This is a genomic window from Bradyrhizobium sp. GW821-FHT13H05 (genome assembly GCF_058804065.1).
Genome location: NZ_JBXAPO010000001.1, coordinates 399,218 through 418,942 on the forward strand (window position 1 = coordinate 399,218; position 19,725 = coordinate 418,942).

Genomic DNA, 19,725 nt, shown 5'->3' on the forward strand with positions numbered 1-19,725 from the left:
GGGACTCTGGATTGCTTTGCTGCGCTCGCAATGACGGTGTAATTGAAAGTCTTAGCCCACCTTCGCGTCCCTGATCGCCTGCCAGATCTTCTGCGGTGTCAGGGGCGTGTTCAGCTGGGTGATGCCGAGCTCGGCGAGCGCGTCCATCACGCCGTTGGTGACACAGGGCGGGCCGCCGATGGCGCCGGATTCGCCACAGCCCTTGGCGCCCAGCGGGTTGGTACGGCAGGGCGCGGAATCATCCAGCGTCACCACGATCGGCGGCACGTCGTCGGCGCGCGGGATGCAATAGTCCTGATAGCTCGCGGTGAGGAGCTGGCCGTCGGCATCGTAGGAGACGCCCTCATAGAGCGCCTGGCCGATGCCCTGCGCGACGCCGCCATGGATCTGCCCCGTGACCAGCATCGGGTTCACGGCAACGCCGACGTCGTCAACGGTGGTGTAGCGCACGACCTTGGAAACGCCGGTCTCCGGATCGATCTCGACCTCGCAGATATGCGTGCCGTTCGGCCAGCTCGGACCATCGACCTCGCCTTCGGAATCGACGCTGAGCTTGGCGCCGCCTTCCTTCTCGGCGAGATCGAACAGGCTGATGCGACGGTCGGTACCGACTACCGTGAGCATGCCGCCCTGATATTCGATGTCCTCGATCGAGGTCTCCAGCACGTTCGCCGCCTTCTCGCGCGCCTTCTGGATCAGGTCATTGGAGGAGACCGCCACCGCCGTGCCGCCGACGAACAGCGAGCGTGAGCCGACGCTGCCGAAGCCCATGGCGAGATCGGTATCGCCTTGCACGACATCGATCTTCTCCATGGGGATGCCGAGCGTGTCGGAGATCATCTGGGTGTAGGTGGTCTGCAGCCCCTGCCCCATCGCCATGGTGCCGGAATGCAGCACGACGCGGCCCTGCGAGGTCGCGTGCAGGCTGACCTTCTCGGTGTGGGCGCGGCCGCCGGTCCATTCGATGTAGGAGGTGAGCCCGCGGCCGTAGAGCAGCCCCTTCTTCTTCGCGGCCTTCTTGCGCGCGGCAAAACCGTCCCAATCGGCAAGCTTGACGGCGCGGTCGAGCATGTGGGCGAAGGCGCCGGAATCGTAAACCTGCCCGGCCGCGTTGGTATAGGGCAGCTGCGCCGGCTTGATGTAGTTGGCTTTGCGGATCGCGCGCGGATCCATGCCGATCTTTCGCGCGGCGGCGTCGAACAGGCGCTCGACGATGAACACCGCTTCAGGGCGGCCCGCGCCGCGATAGGCGCCGACGGGCGCGGTGTGGGTCATCACCGACTTCACCTCGAAATGCACCAGCGGCAGATCGTAGACGCCGGTCTGCACGAACGGCCCGAGCACCAGCGGGATGATGTTGGCCGCACCCGAGGAGTACGCACCGGTGCAGCCGATCGATTTGACGCGATAGGCCAGCACCTTGCCCTTCTCGTCGAGCGCGAAGGACGCGGTCGAGGTGAGATCGCGGCCATGGGTACCGCCGACGAATTCGTCGGTGCGGTCGCCGCGCCAGCGGATCTTCTTGCTCAGCTTGGTCGCGGCGTAGGCGACGATGCCGTCTTCCGGGTAGAGGTTGGTCTTCTGGCCGAAACCGCCGCCGATGTCGCCGACCAGCACGCGGACGCTGTCCTTGGGCCGCTTGAGCACGGCTTCCGCCAGCACGTCGCGGGTCGAGGCCGGCGTCTGCGACTGCACGTGCAGCAGGAGACGGCCGGTCTTCTGGTCGATCTCGGCAATGGTCGAGCGCGGCTCCATCGCGGACGGCACGAGACGCTGGCTGACGATGTCGAGCTCGACCGTGTGCGCGGCCTTGGCGAAGGCCTCGTCGACCTTGGCGGTATCGCCATAGCTCATCGCGCCCACGATGTTATCGGGCGCGTCGGGCCACACCACGGGCGCGCCGGGCTTCACCGCCTCGACGGGATCGACCACCGCGGGCTGCACATCGTACTCGACCACGATCGCCTCGGCCGCGCTCTGGGCCTCTGCACGTGACGACGCCACCACCGCCGCGACCGCCTCGCCGGTGTAGCGCACGACCTCATGGGCGAGCAGCCGGCGCGGCGGCACTGTCATCGGCTTGCCGTCGGGGCGCTTGAAGATGCTCAAGGTCGGGATGGTGCCGATGTCGTCCTTGACGAGGTCGGCACCGGTATAGACCGCGGTGACGCCGGGCATGCCGGCCGCCGCACTGGTGTCGATCGAAACGATCCTGGCGTGCGCATGCGGCGAGCGCAGCACGTGCAACCACAGCGCGCCGTCTTGCGGCTTGTCGTCGATGAACTGCCCCTTCCCGGTCAGCAGCCGCTGGTCTTCCAAACGCTTGACGGGCTGGCCCGCTCCGAAACGCAAATTGCCGGGAAGAATGTTCATTCCGCTGGGTCCTCAGGGTCTTTTCGAAACTGCGGGCAGCCTTTTAGCGGATCGACCGGGGGCGTACCAGCCGCGGTTTTGGGCGGCGGGACCATGGATTTGTCATGCCCGGTGACGGCTAGCCCAGCTCCCGCAGCGCCGCTTCCACGACCTTGCGGGCATCGGCGGTCAGCGCGGCCTGCGGCGGGACGGGGTCGCCGACGTCGTAGCCCTGGATCGCGAGCCCGGCCTTGATGCAGGCCGCGAGGTTGAAGCGGGCGAAGGCCTCGTTGATGCGCCAGAGCCTGCGCTGGAGCGCCATGGCCTCGTCCCAGCGGCCGGCCTTGCAGAGATCGTAGAGCGCGACACTCTGGCGCGGGATGATGCAGGCCGGGCCCGCCATCCAGCCGAGGCCGCCGATCAGCATCACCGCGGCCGGAATGTGGGCCGAGGCCGAGAACACGCGCAGGGCATCGCCGCAGCGGTTCATGATCGAGAGCAGCCGGCCGGTGTTGGTCGAGGCATCCTTGATGTAGCCGATGCGCGGATGCTCGGCGAGGCGCGCGATCACGTCGAGGGTGAGGTCGGAGCGCTGGAATTGCGGGTTGGTGTAGATGACGACGGGAATGTCCACGGCGTCCGCGATGGCGCGGAAGTAGGATTCGACCTGGGCGTCGGCGAGCGGGAAATAGGCCTCCAGGATCGCCAGAATGCCGTTGGCGCCGAGCTTCTGATAGGCCTTCGCCTGTGCCACCGCATCCGCCGTCGAGGTGGAGGCGACGCCGGCCACCACGGGCACGCGGCCCTTCGCCGCCTCGATCGTGGTCTGCACGATCGCCGACCGCTGCGCGACGCTGAGATAGGCGAATTCGCCGGTCGAGCCGAGCGGCGTCAACCCGTGCACGCCGGCACCGATCAGGTCGTCGCAGAGCTTTGCGAGCACGTTCGTGCGTACCGCACCATCGGCATCGACGGGCGAGACGAGATAGGGGAAGACACCGTGAAAATCGGACATGCCAGGAAGCGCTCCGAAATAGCGGGCGCCGCGCGCCCCGAATTGGGTGCTAACACGCAGAAAAATGGCCAGCAAGTTGGGCATTGACCACTTCTTAAGGACGTTGCGCGCCCGGCCATCATGTCGCGCCTCGCGCCGAACTTCTTGTTAGGGAGTGGCGGCGATGGTGCCGGCATGCCGCACACATTGTTGTCCAGGTTCCTGCATCCCGATCCGCGCATCCGGCGCGAGCTCGTCGATCTCCTGTACACATCGCTGCCGCAGGTGTCCGCCATCGGCGTCACCTCCGTGACGGGCGCCGCGACGCTGGCGGTCATGAGCGGCGATACCGGCTACGCCGTGATCACGGCATTCATCTTCATCACGGCAGCGGCCCGCATCTTCTCGCTGTTTCGCTACAAGTCCCGCGCCGCGCAATTCTCCGATGCCGACGTGGTGTGCTGGGAACGGCTCTATGGCGCGGGCGCCTCGGCCTTCGCCCTAGCGCTGGGCATGCTGTCGTATCGGGCGCTCCAGCTCGATGATGCGCCGGGCGCCTGGATCGCGTTCGGGCTCTCGATGTCCTTCTGCGTCGGCATGGTCTCACGCGCGGCGATCCGCCCCTGGATCATCCTGACCACCGCCGCGGTGCTGCTGACGCCGACCATCACGGCCGGCCTGCTCCGGCCGGAGATCGCCTACAAGCTCGGCGCGGTCATGCTGATGTTCTTCTGGCTGACCTTGCGCGAAGCCTCAAAGCATCTCAGCGCCGCTTTCATCGAACGCCTCGAGGCCAAGCATCGGCTGGCGCGGCAGGCGACCCATGATTTCCTGACGGGACTGCCGAACCGGGCCGCGTTTCTCCAGGCCCTGGCGGAGACGCGCGACGACTTCGCGATCATCGCCATCGACCTCGACGGCTTCAAGCCGGTCAACGACCGCCACGGCCATCACGCCGGTGACGATCTGCTGCGGCAGGTGGCGGAGCGCTTGTCGTTCTGCATCGGCAATACCGGTCTTGCCGCGCGCTTCGGCGGCGACGAGTTCATGATGCTCAAGCCAATCTCGATCGGCGACGACGGGCGCGAGGAAGCGCTCGTGCTGGCGCGCCAGGCCATTCTTGACCTCTCCATGCCCTTCCTGCTGTCGGACATTCCGATCCGCATCGGCGCGAGCGCCGGAATTCTCGTCAGCACCGGTGCCGTGTCCGCAGGCAAGGCCCCGCAACTGCTGGAACGAGTCGACCGCGCCCTCTACGTGGCCAAGCGCGCCGGGGGCGGACGATGGAATTGGTCGGACGAGGAAGCCGTCGTCGAACGCGCGGCAGGCTGAAATAGCCCGTTCGATCACGCCCTGAGCAGCCGCACCCGCGTTCCCCAGGGATCGATTGCCTCCACCCCACCCGCAAGCGTCGTGACCTGCGCACCACCCTTGCGCAGGCGCTCCTCCTGGGCGGCGAGGATATCCTGCTTCGCCGTCACCAGCGAGAACCAGGCAAGACCCGTGGCCTGATCGTCGCGCCGGCCGGCACCCTGGCTTTGCCAGACATTCATGCCGAGATGATGATGGTAGCGGCCCGACGACAGGAACGCCGCGCCGTTGCGGCTGCGGGTCGGATCGAGGCCGATCGCGCCGTGGTAAAAACTCTGCGCCTGCGCGAGATCGCCGACGCGCAGATGCATGTGACCGACGCGCAGTCCGTCCGGCGCCTTGGCATAGTCAGCCACGCGCGTGTTCGTCAGTGACAGCAGGTCGGGGATGTTGAGCTCGTCGGTCGCCATCTTCACGCTGCCCTCGCTCCACTGCCATTGCGAGGGATCGCGGTCCGCATAGACCTCGATGCCGTTACCTTCGGGGTCGTCGAGATAGACGGACTCGCTGACGAGATGATCGGCAAAGCCCGACAGCGGCACACGATGCGAGGCAGCTGCGACCAGCCAGCGCGCGAGGTCTTTTCGCGACGGCATCAGGAAGGCGGTGTGGTAGAGGCCGGCGGCATTGCGCGGCTCGATCTCGGCATCGGGACGAGCCTCCAGCACGAGCAACGTGATGCCGGCGGTGCCGAGCCTTGCGGCGGCAGCCGAGCGCTCCATCACCGTCAGTCCGATCACGTCGCGATAGTAGTCTGCGACCTTGTCGAGGTTCTTGACACGCAGCGTCACCATGCCGACCCGCATCGGCGTACGGCTGGCATAGGTCGGCCCGGTACCCTGCAAGTTACCCTCGGCGCGCGCCGCGGCCGCAGCCGCCATCGCAAGCGAGGTGGCGCCGGCGAGGCGAAGCAGGGTGCGACGGGTGAGATCGATGGTCATCGGTCAGGGCTCACTGGAAACGTTTTGGGCCGTGCGGCGCAATTTCGCCGTTGCTACACGTTCCCGTGAGCAGCTCCCAATCACATGTTCGTCGGCCGTCGGCCACCGGAGGCCCCTCGCGGTCCTGCCCACCCGGCCAGTTTCGCAATCGCCCGCGACATCCCAGATTGAGGACAGCTTACAGGAGCCTGCCATGACCGATTCGACCCTGTCCTCACTGTCGTCCGCGCTCGCTGATGTCGTGGCGCGCACCGCGCCCTCAATCGTCTCCGTGCATTCGCATCGCTCCCGCTCAACCGGCTTTGTCTGGAAATCCGGCCTGGTCGTCACCGCAGATGAGACGCTGGCCGACGAGGGCGAGGTCGAGATCGGCCTTCCCGACGGCAGCCAGGTCGCCGCCACGATCGCGGGCCGCGACCACACCACCGATATCGCGCTGCTGCGTACGGATGCCGATGTCGCGCCGGCCAAGCTCGCCGCGACGATCCCGCCACTCGGCGCGTTGTCGGTGGTGGTCGCGACCAATCGCGAGACGCCGAGCGCGGCACTCGGGATGGTCTCGGCATCCGGCAAGAGCTGGCGTTCCTTGCGCGGCGGCGACATCGATGCGCGGATCGAGCTCGATGTTCGCCTGCGTCCGAGCCAGGAGGGCGGCCTCGCGCTCGATGCTTCGGGCGACGCCTTCGGCATGGCCGTGCTCGGACCGCGGCGCGTGCTGGTGATCCCGACGGCGACGATCGAGCGCATCGCACCGCAGCTCGAGGCACGCGGCCGCATCGCGCGCGGATATCTCGGGCTCGGACTGCAGCCGGTGCGGCTCGACGATGGCATCGGCGCGATGGTGATGAATGTCGACAAGGCCGGGCCTTCGGCGGCGGCCGGCATCCGCCAGGGCGACGTGATCGTCGCGGTCAACGACCAGAAGCTCTCGGGCGTGCGTGCATTGTCGCGGACGCTGGGACCTTCGAGCGTCGGCGCGGTGGTCGATGTTGCGGTCCGCCGCGGCGGCGAACCGGTCAGCTTCAAGGTCACGGTCGGCGAGAGGCCGGAGGCGTGAGCGCGGACAGGGCGACCGAGATCGTACTGTCGCTGGAGATCGACGATCCTGCGCTGGCCGATCGGCTGGCGGCGCTGCTCGGCAATGTCGCCGGGCTTCGCCTTGCCGCGCCCGGCGAGAGCGCCACGGCAATGGTCGTCGCCCGCGATCCGCGCAGCATGCCGGCGGACATCGCGCTGACGCAGCGCGAGCTCGACGTGCTGGCGCTGATGGCCGAAGGCGCCTCCAACAAGATGATCGCGCGCCAGCTCGGCATCTCCGTGCACACCGTGAAATTCCATGTCGGCTCGCTGCTCGACAAGCTGGATGCGACCGGCCGCACCGATGCGGTGGCGCATGCGGCCCGTCGCGGGGTGATCGAGCTCTAGACGGCGCACATCAATCACCGGGCGCGGCCTGCGCCAGCGCGCGCATGCGCGCGGTGTCGACCACGCGGCCATGGCTGATGACGACACGTGGCGGGGTGTGGAAACGCAACGCCTCGGTGACATCGCCCTGGTCGAGGATGACGAGATTCGCCGCGCATCCGAGCCCGAGGCCGTAGCGCTCCAGGTTCATCGCCGTGGCGGCGCGCGTGGTGATCATGTCGTAGAGCGTCTCGAGCTCGCTCTTCCCGGTCATCCACAACAGATGCGAGGCCAGGAAGGCGACCTCCAGCATGTTGTTGCGGCCAAGCGGATAATAGGCGTCCGAAATATCGTCCTGCCCGAGGCAGACATTGATGTCGGCCGCGAGCAGCTCCTTCACCCGCGCATGCAGCGGGCCGTTATGGGGATTGCTGACGACGCTGATGCGGGCCTTCCCGAGCAGCGCCATCAGCTCGCGCAGATAATTTTCGGGATAGAGCGCCATCGCCCGGCAGTGATGGGCGAGCGCCCGGCCCTCGATGCCGCGGGCGATCACCGCGCGCGCCATCATGTCGAGCGTGCGCATATCGGCATCGCCAACATCGTCCAGCAGCATCGAGACATCGGCACCGTGTTCGGCGGCGAGGTCGAAGCAGAAGTCGATGTGGCGGCGCATGTCCTCTTCATCGGCTTCGATCCAGGGAATGCCGCCGACGACGTCGGCGCCGAGCGCCATCGCCTTGCGCATCAGGCCGTCGGCGCCCGGCTCGCGAAGCAGGCCGTCCTGCGGAAAGGCGACGACCTGGATGTCGACGATGCCGCGAAACTCCTCGCGGATGGCGAGCAGTGCCTTGACGCCCTCGAGCCTGGCCTTGGTGTCGACATCGGCGAAGGCGCGGATGTGGAGGTTGCCATGGAGCGCGGCAAGCGCCATCGCGCGGCGCGCGTTCGGAACGATCCAGGAGGCGTCGTAATTGCTCTTCACCACCGCGGCGAGCTCGATCGCCCTCGCCGCCTCGCTCATGTCGCCGCCCTGATAGGCCTGGAGTGCCGCCTCCGACATCATCGGCAGGGTCCAGACCTTGCAGAGATGCAGATGCGGATTGACGAAGGCCGGCGTCACCAGGCCGCCTTTGGCATCGACGAAGGATTGCGCGCCGGTTTCCAGCCGGCTTCCGATCGCGGTGATCACGCCGTCGGTGATGGCGATGTCGACGATCTCGCGGCTGCGCGTGCGGGCATTGGTGATGACGAGGTCTGGCAGACGGGACATTGCAGGACTTCCACTCGGTACCAGTGCAATCATGCAAGTTGGGTGCCGCCCTGCGCAGGCGGCGGAAACCGGAGCTGGACCGTCAGGCCCGGCGCATTGTCATGCAGCGCGATCTCGGCGCCATGAAGGCGTGCGACCGCCGCGACCAGACTGAGGCCGAGGCCGTTGCCCGGCGTGTAGCGGCTCTGCTCGAGCCGGTAGAAGCGCTTGAAGACGTGGTCGCGCTCCGCAGCGGGGATACCGGGACCATCGTCGGCGATCGCGATGTCAGCGCCGCCGCCGGCGCTGCGGCAAGTCACCGTGACCTGCCCGCCGGCCCGACCGTGCTTGATCGCGTTGTCGACGAGATTGGCGACGGCGTCGAACAGCAGGTCGCGGTCGCCGGTGATCGCGACCTCGCGGTCGCCACTGATGCTGAGGCGGGTTGCGACCTGCTCGGCCGCGGCGTCGTAAAGCTCGACAACCTCGCCGGCGATTTCAGTCAGGTTCAGCGCACGAAAGGCGCTCCTGCGGGCGCGCGTCTCGATCTCCGAGATCCGCGTGATGGAGGCGAACATGCCGAGCACGGCATCGAGATCGGCGATGGTGTCGCCGATCAGCTCAGCGTCGGCCTCGCTGTTGCGCTCGTGATGATAGGCCTTCTCCAGCCGGCCGCGCATCCGGGTCAGCGGCGTGCGCAGATCATGGGCGACGTTGTCGCTGACCTGCTTGACCTCGCCCATCAGCGTCTCGATGCGATCGAGCATCTGGTTGAGGTTTTCGGCGACGCGGTCCCACTCGTCGTGGCTGCCGCGCAGGGGTATGCGCCGGTCGAGGCCTGACAGCATGATGGCGCGGCTGGTCGCGTTGATCTCCTCGATCCGCCCGACCGTGCGGCGCGTCACCAGCACGGCGGCGAGACCAGCGAGCACAGCAAGCAGGAGCGCGACCGCGACCATCGCGAGCTCGATCATGGTGGTGAAGCCGCCGTGATCGCCGGCGTCGCCGACCCGGCTCTCCACATAGGCGATCGTGCCGAAATAGACATAGGCCATGATGGCCGCGACAATCAGCCCGAACGCCGCGATCGCGATCAGCGCCAGGCGGAAGGTCGAGGAGCGGAGCGTCTTAGCCAGGAGCACGGAGACAATATCCGATGCCGCGGATGGTATGGATCAGCGGATAGGCCTGCGCATCGTCGACCTTGCGGCGGACTCGGCCGACATAGACGTCGATGATGTTGGTGGAGGGATCGAAATGCAGGTCCCAGACGTGCTGGAGCAGCATCGCGCGGGAGACGACGCGGCCCTCGTTGCGGACGAGATATTCGAGCAGCTGGAATTCGCGCGGCAGCAGCGGAATCTTGCGGCCACGGCGACTGGCGTTGCGCGCGATCAGGTCGATGGCGAGGTCGCCGACGCGCAGCACGGTCTCCTTGGCGATGGTCTCGCTGCGGCGGCCGAGGGCCTCCAGCCGCGCCAGCAGCTCGACGAAGGAAAACGGCTTGACCAGATAGTCGTCGCCGCCGGCGCGCAGGCCGCGGACGCGGTCGTCGACTTCGCCGAGCGCGGAGATGATCAGGAAGGGCGCCGCGATGCCGTCGTCGCGCAACTGGCGCATCACGGCGATGCCGTCGAGGTCGGGCAACATGCGGTCGATCGTGATCACGGCGTAGTCCCGCGCGGCGCCGTGGCTGAGGGCTTCGCGCCCCGTCGCGGCGAGATCGACGTCGTAGCCAGAGGTCGTCAATTCCTCGACGAGCTGGCCTGCGGTTTCCGGATCGTCTTCGACGACCAGAATGCGGCGGTGACCTCCGGTCATGACAAACTCCGCGCGACGATCGCCATCAGACTATCCCGTTCCGGGGCTGAGCGGAACCGCCCGATGGCGATCGCGACAATGGTGCGGTACGGCGATGCGACTACCAATAGTCTCCGCACACATTGACCCATTGCCACCCATAGGGCGTCAGGCTCCTGCGCCAGCAACCGTCGTTGTAGCCGGCGTAGTAATACGGCGCGCCGAACACGGCGAAACGGCGGAAGTGACCGTGACGGAAGAAGCCGGGATGGCCGTGCCAGCCCGCGCCGGCGAAGCGCGGCCCGATCGCCGCGTGCGCAAAGCGCGCGCCGCCCATGCCGCCGACATGCATGCCGCCAAAGCCACCGGCGTGCATGCCGCCGCCGCCGAAATGGCCACCGCCGCCAAAGCCGCCGCCGTGACCTCCGCCACCGCCGCCACGGGCGAGCACCGGTGAAGCGAGCGCCATCGCCGTGGCGATCGTCACCGCGGTGAGGCCTTTGAGAAGCCTGTTGTTCATCGAAGCATCCTCCTTGCAGTGCGGCGATCACCGCGCCGCACGAGGACGATCAGATGAGGAGAACGGGCTCCCTCCTTCAACTTACAAATGCGCCAGATTCTGACGCGGGTGTTAGGGAGACATCGCTCTCCCCACGTCATTGCGAGGAGCCCTTGCGACGAAGCAATCCAGACTGTCTCGGTGGAGGCAGTCTGGATTGCTTCGCTGCGCTCGCAATGACGTGGATGGAGCCCTCCATGCGCCAACCAGCGCGATCCGCGGAAGCGTTGCCCCTCACCCGGAATCCGCGCTTCGCGCGAATTCCGACCTCTCCCCGCAGAGGGGCCGGAGAGAGGTTAAGGTATCACGCCCGCTTGCCGTTGTTCTTCTCGGCTGCGCGGCGCAGCGCTTCGGCCAGCGCACCGCCGCCGGAAGATTCCTGCTTGCGCGGCGCCGAAGACGTCATGCGGGCCTGGCTGCGCTGGCTGTTGTCACGCTGCATGCCGGGGGCGTCCTTCTTGGCGCCGACCTCGTCGTCGAGGCGCAGCGTCAGCGAGATGCGCTTGCGGGCGACCTCGAAGTCCAGCACCTTGACCTTGACGATGTCGCCGGGCTTCACCACCTCGCGCGGATCCTTGATGTAGGTCTTGGACATCGCGGAGATGTGGACGAGCCCGTCCTGGTGCACACCGATGTCCACGAAGGCACCGAAGGCGGCGACGTTGGTCACGGTGCCCTCGAGGATCATGCCTTTCTGGAGATGCTTGATCTCCTCGACGCCTTCCTTGAACACGGCGGCCTTGAACGCCGGACGCGGGTCGCGGCCCGGCTTTTCCAACTCTTTCAAAATGTCGGTGACGGTCGGCAGACCGAAGGTCTCGTCGACGAAATCCTTCGGCTTCAGCGTGCGCACGATCTCGCTGCTGCCGATCAGCGCCTTGATGTCGCTCTTGGTGGCGCTGAGAATCCGCCGCACCACAGGATAGGCTTCCGGATGCACGCCGGAGGCGTCGAGCGGGTCCTCGCCGCCGAGGATGCGCAAAAAGCCCGCGCACTGCTCGAACGCCTTCGGGCCGAGCCGCGGCACCTCCTTGAGCGCCTTGCGCGACTTGAACGGGCCGTTGGCGTCGCGATGCGCGACGATGCTCTGGGCAAGACCCGAGCCGACGCCCGACACGCGCGCGAGAAGCGGTGCGGAAGCGGTGTTGACGTCGACGCCGACCGCGTTCACGCAGTCTTCGACCACGGCATCGAGCGATTTGGCGAGCTTGGCCTGGCCGAGATCGTGCTGGTACTGGCCGACACCGATCGCCTTGGGCTCGATCTTGACGAGCTCGGCGAGCGGATCCTGGAGCCGCCGCGCGATCGAGACCGCGCCGCGCAAGGTGACGTCGAGACCGGGCAGTTCCTCCGAGGCAAAGGCCGAGGCCGAATAGACCGACGCGCCGGCTTCCGACACCACGATCTTGTTCATCTTCAAGTCGGGCAAGCCCTTGACCAACTCGCCCGCGAGCTTGTCAGTCTCGCGCGAGGCGGTGCCGTTGCCGATCGCGATCAGCTCGACACGATGCTTCAGCGCGAGCTTGCCGAGGATCGCGAGCGCCTCGTTCCACTGCCGCTGCGGCTCGTGCGGATAGATCACGGCGGTATCGACCACCTTGCCGGTCGCATCGGTCACGGCGACCTTGACGCCGGTGCGGTAGCCGGGATCGAGCCCCATGGTGGCGCGGGTGCCGGCGGGCGCCGCCAGCAGCAGGTCGCGCAGGTTCGAGGCGAACACGCGCACGGCTTCGGTCTCGGCCGCATTCCAGAGACGCATCCGCAAGTCGATGTTGAGATGCACCTGGATCTTGGTGCGCCAGGCCCAGCGCACGGTGTCGACCAGCCAGCGGTCGCCGGCGCGCTTGAGGTCGGCGATGCCGAACCGCTTCATGATCTTCAGCTCATAGGCGCTCGGCACGCCCGGTGGCGGCGCTTCGGCCTCGGCCTGGATCTGGAGATCGAGGATTTCTTCCTTCTCGCCGCGGAACATCGCCAAGATTCTATGCGACGGCAGTTTTGTCAGCGGCTCGGAGAACTCGAAATAGTCGGCGAACTTCTCGCCTTCGGTCTTCTTGCCGTCCCGCACCTTGGAGGCCATGCGCGCATTGGTCCACATCTCCTCGCGCAACGCGCCAATCAAATCCGCGTCCTCATCGAAGCGTTCGACCAGGATGGCGCGGGCGCCGTCGAGTGCGGCGGCAGCATCCGCAACGCCCTTCTCGGCGTTGACATAGCTTTCTGCCACGACCTTGGGGTCGTTGCCGGGCTCCGCCATCAGCTGGTTGGCGAGCGGCTCGAGGCCGGCTTCCTTGGCAACTTCCGCCTTGGTGCGGCGCTTCGGCTTGAACGGCAGATAGATGTCTTCCAGGCGCGCCTTGCTGTCGGCGGCCATGATCGTGGCTTCGAGCGCGGCATCGAGCTTGCCCTGCTCGCGGACCGATTCGAGGATGGCCTTGCGGCGGTCTTCGAGCTCGCGCAGATAGCCCAGGCGCTCCTCCAGGGTGCGCAATTGCGCGTCGTCGAGCGCACCGGTCGCTTCCTTGCGGTAGCGGGCGATGAAGGGAACCGTGGCGCCACCGTCGAGCAGCGCCACCGTCGCCTCGACCTGCTCCGCCCGTACCCCAAGCTCCAGCGCAATTTTCTGGTTGATATTTGCCACGCGAGAATCCCTCTATCCAAGCACGCGACGCGGCGGCGAACCACCGGCAGCGGGACGCCGCTTATGGACCAACCGAGGTTGATTCATCAAGGTGCGGCGCGCAACCGTCGACAGAGGATTTTTTGTTGAACCGATGCGTTCTCGCCACAATCGTGGGGATGCGCGGGGTCCGAAGCACGAGATTGGCGTGTGATGCACCGGTGCCTCCAGGATCGTCATTGCGAGCGCAGCGAAGCAATCCAGAGTCGTTCCACGGCGGCAGTCTGGATTGCTTCGCTGCGCTCGCAATGACGGAGTATGAGGCGGAAACGCCGCTCTTTTGGCTTGCATTTCGAATCGCAGACACAGCTTCGCGCCCTCGCGGCTGATTTCGCCCGAGTTTTGCTTCGTCTCTCCACCCTCTTGTCCAAGAGGGCGCAGGGAAGACCGGGTGCTGACCTCGCACCCGCGGTCCGCTGCGCGAAACGCACACGCAGGAAGAACCGCACAGCAGCATACAGGTGGTGCCAATCACTCGGCCTTCCCTGCGCGATGGTCGGACGGCTTATGCCGTGCTCTCCCGGGAGCCGAACTTTCCTTCTGGCCTCCCTCGCTTCCGCGAATTGACGATGCTGTCCGCCCGGTTGGGCTCGCACACACCTCCGCGAAAGCTTGACCGTAGCAACGACGGCCAGGACCACACGGTTTTGCCGTACGCTTTCAGCGTCGCTCGTCCGCACGCGGTTTCGGGCTCACAGGGACTACCCGCCCTGCCCGCACCTCTCGCGCACGACGCTGCCGCGTCCACCGCAAGCCCGGCTCGCATATCGTGACGACGTACGATCGCCCCTCAAGGATGAGCCGGGATGGGCGACACATACGCCCTTTCCGAATTTCGGTAAAGTGGAATATTTTTGTCAAAGCGGCTTGACAGCCGTCGCGGGTGTTTTGCCCGCCGGGCAATGCAGGGCTACGACGTCACGTCCGACGAGGGGACAAATCCGCCCTTCGCCGTCCCCGCGATCCCTCAGGCCGCGGCGCGCCGTGTGCCCATGACGCTGCGGATCAATTCGTTGGCGGCTTCGTCGAGCTCGAATCGCACCAGCGTGCCACGATCGTTCTTGCGGACCACGACGCCTTTCAGCCGCGCGGGAAGGTCATCGATGGCGACGACGACGTTCTGGTGGAGATCGATGCCGGAAACGTCTTCGACGAGAACGGCGCCGCTCTCGGAGAGATCGCGGACGTGGACCCGATGCACCTGGCCGCCCGCCTCGACGGTGCCGCTGCGATCCAGCTGCGCGCGGCCGGCAATTCTCCGGTTGACCTCGGACGTCGAGGTCCGGACCACCCGCACCAGCGTCTCCCTGAGGTCGCCCATCTTGCCGGCAATTTCGAGTGATCCTTGCGATATCTCCGAGGCCCTGCGCCCCGTTTCTGCCGCCTCGCTGGACACACCGACGATCTGTGACGCCACTTCGCGCGCGGCTTCCGAAGACTCCGCCACGGTACGCGAAATCTCGGCGGTCATCTGGCTCTGCTTGTCCATGGACACCGAGATCTCGGCGGACACCGCATCGACGCCGCGGATGACCTCGCCGATGGCCGCGATGGAATCCGCGGAATCGCGCGTCACGTTCTGGATCTCGGTGATCTGCTGCGCGATCTCGCTGGTCGCTTTCGTGGTCTGCTCCGCGAGCGACTTCACCTCCGAGGCGACGACGGCAAAGCCCCGGCCGGCCTCTCCCGCCCGCGCCGCCTCGATCGTGGCGTTGAGGGCGAGCAGATTGGTCTGCTCCGCGATTTCGCTGATCAGGCTGGTGACGGATCCGACCCGGTGCGCGGCATCCGACAGTGCTCCGACCAACGTCTGGGCCTTGGCCGAACTCTCGACCGCGTCGGTCGTCAGCCTGCGGGACGAGCTGATCTGCTTGGCGATCTCGGCGATCGAGCCGTTCAACTGGGATGCGGCCTGGCTCAAGGTCTGTGCGTTGGCAAGCGACTGCTCGGCCGCTGCGGCGACGTTGCTGCTGTTGGACCTGACCGTGCCGGCACTGTCGTTCATGAGCGCGGCGCTTTCGGCCATCTTCTCCATCTGCCCCGAGACGGCATCGACGGCCGCGAGCGTCTCGCGTTCGACCGTGTTGGCCATTTCGTTGAGGGCGCCGAACTTCTCCTGATCGGCGAGCCTGGCCCGGTCGATCCGCTCCACGAGTTCGAAGCCGAGCTTGGCCTGCATCGCCTGGATGTTGCGTAGCGCCGCGCCGAGTTCGTCGTCGCGCTGGATCTCGATGCGATTGTTGAACTTGCCCTGCGCGATGCCGTCCATGGTCGCGTTGAGCTGCTTCAGCGGCGCGGTGATTGCCCGCATCGCGCGCAGGCCGCCCCAGGCGCAGGCGACCAGCGCCAGCACGACGAGACCGAGCGCCACCCCGAGCATCAAGCGATAGCCGCGCTCGGCGGCGTCATATTCGGACTTCGCCACGTCGATCTGGATGGCGACGAGCTTGTCCAGCTCGGCCTTGGCGCGCGCGAACAGCTCACTGGTCTTTCCGGCCTGGAGGGTCGCCAGCTCGTCGAATTTCCCGGCCGCGAGCAACGGCAGACCCGCGTCGATGCCGACGTCGCGGTAGTCCTTGCGTCTTTCGGTGAATGCCTGCGCGGCAATTTTCTCCTCGGGAGTGAGGTAGGTCGCGATATACTCGGCCCATACCTTGTTGATCGCCTCGGAATTCTTGCGGACCCTGCCTTCGACCTCGGCCACCGGCCTGCCCGCACGGCCGTCGACCGCGGCCTGGTAGAGCATGATGGAAGCTTCCTTCATGCGGTCGTTGATCTCGAACAGCTGGGCGAGCGGGACGGCTCGATCCTCGTAGATGGTCGTCAACCGCTTGTTGCTGTCATAGGCGGCCATCAGGCCGACCAGGCCCATCACGACCAGGAAGACCGATTGAAGGGCAACGAGGCTCGCGAGTCGCGCCTTCAGCGTGCCGCTGAAGACCTTGAGGACGTCGAACAACGAGCGGCGCCGGACAACTCCGGCTTGAAGACGATAGCCTTGCGCCTTGCCCGCCCGGTACAGGGCGTAGATGCGCTCGGCGTCCCGGCGCTGCTCGACCGGAAGCCTGGAGCGGATCGACATGTAGCCGTTGATCCTGCCGCCTTCCCAGATCGGCGTCGCGCTCGCCATGACCCAGTAATAGTCGCCGTTCTTGCGGCGGTTCTTCACCGCACCGGCCCATGGCTTTCCCGCCTTGATGGTGCTCCAGAGATCCTCGAAGGCCTCCGGCGGCATGTCGGGATGGCGCACGATGTTGTGCGGCTGCATCCGTAGTTCATCTTCCGTGAAGCCCGAGGCCACAACGAACTGCTCGTTGAAATAGGTCAGTCGTCCCTTGACGTCGGTCTTCGACACGATGAAGACGTCTTCACCGATCTCGTATTCCTTGTCGGTGACGGGAAGATTCTTGCGCATATCGATATCCTTGGGAAAATGCGGTGCGCCTGCAATTTCACGGTGCGCCGGACTATCCTTTGCGTCTGCTTAACCCGCCTTGAACATTGGAACCCGGACGAGTACGGTCCATCCCGATTGATCCAGATCAATGCGTTGCCGAAAACCGTGCGTGGACGCAGCGAATCTCCGCACTTTTCCGGATCGGGCGAGGATGAGCCTGGACCGTCACGCGCGAGCTTGATCGCGGGGGCAAGCGGGGACTGAAATGCGTACCTCATCCGTCGGCGTCGTCAGGATTGCCACCAGGGGACCCGGCGACGTGTCCGGCCTCATGGCCATGATCGTTTCCGGCGCGATCGATCCGGCATCGATATTGGCGATCCTCGGCAAGACCGAGGGCAATGGCGGCGTCAACGATTTCACGCGGGAATATGCCGTCGCCGCGCTGTGCACGGCGCTGGCGCCCAAGCTCGGCCTTTCACCGGAAGCAGTCGAGCAGCGCATCGCCTTCGTGATGTCCGGCGGCACCGAAGGCGTGCTCAGCCCGCATATTACGGTGTTCACGCGCCTGGACGTCCCGCAGCGACCGGCAGGCATGTCCGGCAAGCGACTGGGCATCGGCATGGCGCACACCCGGGATTTCCTGCCCGAAGAGCTCGGCCGCTCCGCGCAGATCATGGAGACGGCCAAGGCCGTGAGAGCCGCGATGGAAGATGCAGGCATCACCGATCCCGCCGACGTCCATTTCGTGCAGATCAAATGCCCGCTGCTCACCAGCGACCGCGTCGAGGCGGCAGTCGCGCGCGGCAACAAGACGGCCACGACCAGCGCTTACAGCTCGATGGCCTATTCGCGCGGGGCTTCCGCGCTCGGGGTTGCGGTCGCGCTCGGCGAGATCGGCCCCGACCTCGGCGACGAGGACGTGCTGCGGCGCTACGATCTGTTCTCGAAGGTGGCGTCGACCTCGTCCGGGATCGAGCTGATGCATAATGTCGTCATCGTGCTCGGCAATTCGGCTTCGTCAGCGAGCGAATTCGAGATCGGGCATGCGGTGATGAACGATGCGATCGATTCCGCGGCGGTGATGTCGGCGTTGACGAGCGTTGGGCTTGGCACGACGCCGCAGCCGGGCCGCAAGCTCGTCAACATTTTCGCCAAGGCCGAGGCTTCACCAAACGGCAATGTGCGCGGTTTCCGCCACACCATGCTGGAGGACACCGACATCAGCTCGACGCGCCACGCCCGCGCGGCGGTCGGTGGCCTGATCGCGGGCCTTGCCGGCACCGGCGCGGTCTACGTGTCCGGCGGCGCCGAGCATCAGGGCCCGGCCGGCGGCGGACCGGTTGCGGTGATTGCGCGACTGTCGGATTGATAAGCCCGACATCCCGGATCGTGCGACCTCTCCGCCCGGCGCAACCCTGCCCCTCGCGCCGGCTCAGTTGATTCACGCCGGCCCTTGCGAAAAAGGTGACGCCACACCTTGAGGGGATTTTGACTTCATGACTTTGCCGATGAGCTGGAATGAATGGACGCAACACGATGGCGTTGGCCTCGCGGCGCGCGTCCGCAAGGGCGAGCTGACGCCCAAGGAGTTGGCGCGCCAGGCCAGCGCTGCCGTGGCCAAGGTCAATCCGGCGCTGTCGGGCGTGGTCGAGCTGTTCGAGGACGTGATCGCCGATCCTGCCAGGGACGGCGCCAACCTCGCCGGTCCGTTCGCCGGCCTGCCCTTCCTGATGAAGGATTTGGGACCGACCATGAAGGGCCGGCTCCAGGAGATGGGCTCGCTGCTGATGCGCGGCAATCGCGCCGCGGCCGACACGTTCCTGACCGGAAAGCTCCGCCAGGCCGGGCTCAACCTGATCGGACGCACCACGACGCCGGAATTCGGCGTGTGCAGCTCGGCCGACAATCCGGCCGTCTATGTCACGCGCAATCCCTGGAACACCGACTACACCACCTGCGGCTCGTCCGCTGGCAGCGCCGCGATGGTTGCCGCCGGCGTGATGCCGATCGCGCATGCGACCGACGGCGGCGGCTCGATCCGCATTCCCGCCGGGGTCAACGGCAATATCGGGCTGAAGGTCTCGCGCGGCGTGTTCTCGCTGGCGCCGCACATGTCCGACCTCACCGGCCTCGTCTCGATCCAGGGCTGCCAGTCGCGCTCGGTGCGCGACACCGCCGCCTTCGTCGATCACGCAAGGGGACCGGCGCCCGGCGAGTTCATGCCGTTCTGGACCACGGCGCAGCCCTATTCGGAGATGATCAAGCGCGATCCAGGCAAGCTCCGCATCGCGCTGTCGCACAGCTGGGGCGACTACACCGCGACGCCGGAGATCGCCGCCGAGCTGGAGAAGACCGGCCGTTTCCTCGAAGGCCTCGGCCATCACGTCGACTATGCGCTGCCCGAGCTCGACTTCCGCGCCGCGTTCGCCGCGCAGACGATGTGCTACATCTCGAACTTCGCCGTGGTGATCTCCAACATGCTGGCCGCGCGCGGACTGGAAAAGCCACCGGAAGACCTGATCGAGCCGATGAACATCAGGATCTGGGAAGCCGGCCGCCACACGACTTTTGCCGAGCGTGCAAAGATGCAAGGCGTATTTAACACGACGTCACGCGGCTTCGGCGCGTTCTTCGAGCAGTGGGACGTGATCTTGACGCCGATCACCGCGCTGCCGACACCCAAGGTCGGCACGAAGGAATATCTCACCATCTCCGACAATCCTGATGTGCTCGACTGGTTCGGCAATCTCTGGCGCTTCTTCGCCTTCACGCCGCTCGCCAATCTCTGCGGCATGCCCGCGATCTCGATGCCGATGGCAGCGCAGGACCACGGCCTGCCGCTCGGCATCCAGGCCATCGCCAAGCAGGCCAATGACGGCCTGCTCCTGCAACTCGCCGCCCAGATCGAGCGCGCGCTCGACGGCAAATGGAACGGCGGGAAGAAGCCGAAGGTGCATGTGAGCTAGGCTCGA

At 66.3% G+C, this 19,725-nt stretch carries 14 protein-coding genes; 5 read left to right on the top strand and 9 right to left on the bottom strand.

Annotated features, from left to right (window positions below; translation table 11 throughout):
• Nucleotides 1-51: 51 nt before the first annotated feature.
• Both AC1RR3_RS01895 and AC1RR3_RS01900 read right to left on the bottom strand, forming a co-directional pair.
• A complete protein-coding gene (locus AC1RR3_RS01895; RefSeq protein WP_492818777.1) occupies nucleotides 52-2,373 on the bottom strand; it encodes a xanthine dehydrogenase family protein molybdopterin-binding subunit in 2,322 nt (773 codons plus the stop codon).
• Nucleotides 2,374-2,491: 118 nt separating this feature from the next.
• A complete protein-coding gene (locus tag AC1RR3_RS01900) occupies nucleotides 2,492-3,367 on the bottom strand; it encodes a dihydrodipicolinate synthase family protein (RefSeq protein WP_492818779.1) in 876 nt (291 codons plus the stop codon).
• 174 nt (nucleotides 3,368-3,541) lie between these two features.
• Between AC1RR3_RS01900 and AC1RR3_RS01905 the strand changes: the two genes are divergently transcribed.
• Nucleotides 3,542-4,678, top strand: a complete 1,137-nt coding sequence (locus tag AC1RR3_RS01905) for a diguanylate cyclase domain-containing protein (protein ID WP_492818781.1) — start codon at nucleotides 3,542-3,544, stop codon at nucleotides 4,676-4,678.
• A 14-nt stretch (nucleotides 4,679-4,692) separates the two neighbouring features.
• Here the strand turns inward: AC1RR3_RS01905 and AC1RR3_RS01910 are convergent, their stop codons facing one another.
• A complete protein-coding gene (locus tag AC1RR3_RS01910) occupies nucleotides 4,693-5,658 on the bottom strand; it encodes a VOC family protein (protein WP_492818783.1) in 966 nt (321 codons plus the stop codon).
• A gap of 193 nt (nucleotides 5,659-5,851) precedes the next feature.
• Between AC1RR3_RS01910 and AC1RR3_RS01915 the strand changes: the two genes are divergently transcribed.
• On the top strand, nucleotides 5,852-6,715 hold the full coding sequence (locus tag AC1RR3_RS01915) for a S1C family serine protease (RefSeq protein ID WP_492818785.1): 864 nt from the start codon (nucleotides 5,852-5,854) through the stop codon (nucleotides 6,713-6,715).
• Complete coding sequence (locus AC1RR3_RS01920; RefSeq protein WP_492818787.1) at nucleotides 6,712-7,083, top strand: response regulator transcription factor; 372 nt, start codon at nucleotides 6,712-6,714, stop codon at nucleotides 7,081-7,083. The genes AC1RR3_RS01915 and AC1RR3_RS01920 overlap by 4 nt, the downstream gene beginning before the upstream one ends.
• Nucleotides 7,084-7,093: 10 nt before the next feature.
• Here the strand turns inward: AC1RR3_RS01920 and AC1RR3_RS01925 are convergent, their stop codons facing one another.
• The 6 genes from AC1RR3_RS01925 to AC1RR3_RS01950 all read right to left on the bottom strand — a co-directional run bounded on the left by AC1RR3_RS01925 (nucleotide 7,094) and on the right by AC1RR3_RS01950 (nucleotide 16,768).
• Complete coding sequence (locus tag AC1RR3_RS01925; protein WP_492818789.1) at nucleotides 7,094-8,335, bottom strand: amidohydrolase family protein; 1,242 nt, start codon at nucleotides 8,333-8,335, stop codon at nucleotides 7,094-7,096.
• Nucleotides 8,336-8,364: 29 nt separating this feature from the next.
• Nucleotides 8,365-9,456 carry a sensor histidine kinase gene (locus AC1RR3_RS01930; RefSeq protein WP_492818791.1) on the bottom strand — a complete coding sequence of 364 codons (1,092 nt, stop codon included), beginning with the start codon at nucleotides 9,454-9,456 and terminating at the stop codon, nucleotides 8,365-8,367.
• Nucleotides 9,443-10,135: a response regulator transcription factor gene (locus AC1RR3_RS01935; RefSeq protein WP_492818793.1), complete on the bottom strand. Its 693-nt coding sequence runs from the start codon at nucleotides 10,133-10,135 to the stop codon at nucleotides 9,443-9,445. Before AC1RR3_RS01935 ends, AC1RR3_RS01930 begins: the two co-directional genes overlap by 14 nt.
• Nucleotides 10,136-10,235: 100 nt before the next feature.
• Entirely contained in the window at nucleotides 10,236-10,634 is a 399-nt protein-coding gene (locus tag AC1RR3_RS01940) for a hypothetical protein (protein ID WP_492818795.1), read from the bottom strand.
• 343 nt (nucleotides 10,635-10,977) lie between these two features.
• Nucleotides 10,978-13,314: a Tex family protein gene (locus tag AC1RR3_RS01945; protein WP_492818797.1), complete on the bottom strand. Its 2,337-nt coding sequence runs from the start codon at nucleotides 13,312-13,314 to the stop codon at nucleotides 10,978-10,980.
• Nucleotides 13,315-14,320: 1,006 nt separating this feature from the next.
• Complete coding sequence (locus AC1RR3_RS01950) at nucleotides 14,321-16,768, bottom strand: methyl-accepting chemotaxis protein (protein WP_492818799.1); 2,448 nt, start codon at nucleotides 16,766-16,768, stop codon at nucleotides 14,321-14,323.
• 247 nt (nucleotides 16,769-17,015) lie between these two features.
• Here AC1RR3_RS01950 and atzD point away from each other — a divergent pair, with 247 nt between their 5' ends.
• Nucleotides 17,016-18,122, top strand: a complete 1,107-nt coding sequence (gene atzD / locus AC1RR3_RS01955) for a cyanuric acid amidohydrolase (protein ID WP_492818801.1) — start codon at nucleotides 17,016-17,018, stop codon at nucleotides 18,120-18,122.
• 127 nt (nucleotides 18,123-18,249) lie between these two features.
• A complete protein-coding gene (locus AC1RR3_RS01960) occupies nucleotides 18,250-19,719 on the top strand; it encodes an amidase (RefSeq protein ID WP_492818803.1) in 1,470 nt (489 codons plus the stop codon).
• The last annotated feature ends 6 nt before the right edge of the window (nucleotides 19,720-19,725 follow it).